General features: G+C 69.2%; 4 protein-coding genes and 1 pseudogene. 1 reads left to right on the top strand and 4 read right to left on the bottom strand.

The window, feature by feature from the left end; all coding sequences use genetic code 11:
• The 4 genes from FKP22_RS26570 to FKP22_RS26555 form a co-directional block, all read right to left on the bottom strand.
• The coding region (locus FKP22_RS26570; protein ID WP_510606729.1) for an alpha/beta fold hydrolase family protein at positions 1–373 on the bottom strand (373 nt) is incomplete at its 3' end.
• 26 nt (positions 374–399) lie between these two features.
• Positions 400–846 carry a YybH family protein gene (locus FKP22_RS26565; protein WP_141290927.1) on the bottom strand — a complete coding sequence of 149 codons (447 nt, stop codon included), beginning with the start codon at positions 844–846 and terminating at the stop codon, positions 400–402.
• Positions 847–879: 33 nt separating this feature from the next.
• Positions 880–1,764 carry a formyltetrahydrofolate deformylase gene (gene purU / locus FKP22_RS26560; RefSeq protein ID WP_141290926.1) on the bottom strand — a complete coding sequence of 295 codons (885 nt, stop codon included), beginning with the start codon at positions 1,762–1,764 and terminating at the stop codon, positions 880–882.
• A 43-nt stretch (positions 1,765–1,807) separates the two neighbouring features.
• A complete protein-coding gene (locus FKP22_RS26555; protein ID WP_141290925.1) occupies positions 1,808–2,383 on the bottom strand; it encodes a GNAT family N-acetyltransferase in 576 nt (191 codons plus the stop codon).
• Between the two features lie 108 nt (positions 2,384–2,491).
• Here FKP22_RS26555 and FKP22_RS26550 point away from each other — a divergent pair.
• Positions 2,492–2,692 (top strand): annotated as a pseudogene (locus FKP22_RS26550) (response regulator); the annotation flags it as partial.

Here is a 2,692-nt window from a genome sequence, read left to right as displayed (position 1 = left end):
GCCGGCCGAGGATCCAGCCGATCTCCTCGAAGTCCCCCGAATGGTAGGCCCGCGGCGCCAGGTTCAGCTCGCCGGAGCAGCCACGGAAATGCGGCACCGCGTAGGACCAGCCGCGCTCGGCAGCCACTTCGGCAAAGGCCTGGGCATAGGTGCTGGAAGACGAGCCTTCCAGGCCGTGGAACAGCACCAGCCAGGGCGCCTGCGGGTCGGCTGCGGCGCACAGGTCGACGTCGACAAAGTCGCCGTCCGGCGTGGCCCAGCGCTCGCGCGTGAAGCGCGGCGGCGGGCCGAGCACGGGCCTGGCGTAGAGCGCCGGCCAGATGGTCTGCAGATGTCCACCAGGCAGCCAGCGCGGCGCGTGGAAGGCCTGCATGGTCAGACCCGCTCCGTCCCGTCCACTCAGTGCAGCACCGCCGGGGTTTCGATGACCTCCACAGGCTCGTGCGGCGTGCCGGGGCTGGCGTGGTGGGCCACCAGGCGCCAGCCCAGCGTGGTCTTGATGAAGACGTTGGTCGCGCTGACCCAGCCGGTGCGTTTGCCTTCGGCGGTCACCAGCTCCAGCCGTTCGTTGACGCTGTGCACCGCGGCCGAGAGGGTGTGCACGCGCCGCACGTTTTCCGGCTGCACGACGATGGGGCCGTTGCTGAACAAGGCCTCGAAGGCCGCCCGCACCGCCGCGGCGCCGACCATGCGCGGCCCGCCCGGATGCACGCAGATGACCTCTTCCTCCTCGGCCCAGACGGCCATCAGCTTGGCCAGGTCGGCCTCGCGCAAGGCTTCGTAGAACTGGTTCTCGACCTCGTCCGGCGAGGCCAGCAAGGCGGCTGCCTGGGCTTTGGTGGGCATTGGGTCGTCTCCTGTGGGCTGGCGGCGCCCGGCTTAGCGGAACACCACGGTCTTGTAGCCGTTGATCAGCACCCGGCGCTCGACGTGCCAGCGCACCGCGCGTGCCAGCACCACGCATTCGACGTCGCGGCCGACGGCGGTCAGGTCCTCGGCCGACAACGAGTGGTCCACGCGGGCCACGTCCTGCTCGATGATGGGGCCTTCGTCCAGGTCCGGCGTCACATAGTGCGCCGTCGCGCCAATCAGCTTCACGCCGCGCGCGTGGGCCTGGAAATACGGCTTCGCGCCCTTGAAGCTGGGCAGGAAGCTGTGGTGGATGTTGATGGCCCGGCCGCGCAGCCGCTCGCAGAACTCGGGCGAGAGGATCTGCATGTAGCGCGCCAGCACCACCAGGTCGACCTGCTCGGCTTCGATCAGCGCCTCGATGCGCTGCTCCTGCGCACGCTTGGTCGCCGGGTCCGAGCCGCCGACCAGCGGCAGGTGGTGGAACGGCAGGCCGTAGCTGGCGGCCAGCGACTCGAAGGTGCTGTGGTTGGAGACAATGGCCGGGATGTCCACCGGCAGCTGGCCGCTTTTCCAGCGGAACAGCAGGTCGTTCAGGCAGTGGCCGTGCTGGCTGACCATCAGCAGCACGCGCGGCTTGCGGTCCACCGCGTCAATGCGGGCGTCCATGCCGAACTGCTCGCGCACATGGGCGAACAGGCGCTCCAGCGTGGCCACGTCGGCCAGCTGGGCGGGCGCCTCGAAATGCACGCGCATGAAGAACAGGCCGGTGGCGTCTTCGCCCGACACATCGCCGAACTGCTGGGAATCGAGGATGTTGCAGCCGGCCTGGTACAGCAGGCCGGACACGTTGTGCACGATGCCCTTGGTGTCGCGGCAGGCCAGCGTGAGGATGAATTCGTCGGGTCGGGACATCGTCACATTGTAAGGATCGACGATTTCGCCCGGGGCAACGGGGTCAGCCCGCGAGCCTTGCACCCAGCTTGGCGTCCCAGTCCTCGCGCAACAGGCTGAACAGCAGCAGGTCGCGGTGCGCGCCCTGCCAGAAGCCGGCCTGGCGCATGCGCCCTTCGCGCTGGAAGCCCAGGCGCAGCAACAGGCCCAGCGAGGCCTGGTTGGCCGGGTGCACCTGCGCCTCGACGCGGTTCAGCGCCCAGTGCTCGAAGCCCCAGCCCAGCACCGCCTGCAGCGCCTCGCGCATCAGGCCCTGGCCTTGCGCGGCCGGTGCCAGCTCGTAGCCCAGGCCGCAGCTGCGCCAGCCGCGGTTCCAGCGGAACAGGCCGCAGCTGCCAAGCAACTGGTCGTCAGACAACTGCTGCAGGCCCCAGCGGATGCCGGGCTGCCTGGCCTCGCGGCTGGTGCGGAAACCCTCGATGACCTGCTCGGCCTCGGCCAGCTCGGTCAGCGGATCGGTGCCAAACCAGCGCATCGCATCGGCATTGCGGTGGATCTCGAAAAAGGCCGGGGCATCGGCCGGCTGCAACTCGCGCAGCCGCAGGCGCGGCGTCTGGAGCGTGGGGAAATCAGGACTCATCGTGACATGTTAGGCGGCATGGCCTTCCCGTCTTGTCACCGCACAGGTGCATTCCTTGCATGCTGCAACAGCGTGGGCAAGCCCGAACTCCGTCTGGCCGTCATCACGATGGCCACCAGCATCCCGGACCTCGCCGATGAGGAAGGTTGGGACGAAGCCTTGCGCCTGCGCGCGCTGATCCGCGGGCTGGAGCTGGGCGGCTACCGCATTGCCGGGCTGCTGGGCGCCGATGCGCAGCTGCCCGAGAAACTTGCCGCGCTGGCGCCGGATGTGCTGATCGTCGACGCCGAATCCGGCGCGCGCGATGCG

The sequence above is a fragment of the Ideonella azotifigens genome, from assembly GCF_006519715.1.
Lineage (GTDB): Bacteria > Pseudomonadota > Gammaproteobacteria > Burkholderiales > Burkholderiaceae_C > Ideonella > Ideonella azotifigens.
The sequence above is the reverse complement of the archived record's forward strand: the minus strand, read 5'-3'. Positions and strand labels throughout refer to the sequence as shown.

Coding starts and splice junctions, on each gene's coding strand:
- FKP22_RS26565 (WP_141290927.1), bottom strand. CDS start 846: ATGCCCACCAAAGCCCAGGCAGCCGCCTTGCTGGCCTCGCCGGACGAG.
- FKP22_RS26555 (WP_141290925.1), bottom strand. CDS start 2,383: ATGAGTCCTGATTTCCCCACGCTCCAGACGCCGCGCCTGCGGCTGCGC.
- purU (WP_141290926.1), bottom strand. CDS start 1,764: ATGTCCCGACCCGACGAATTCATCCTCACGCTGGCCTGCCGCGACACC.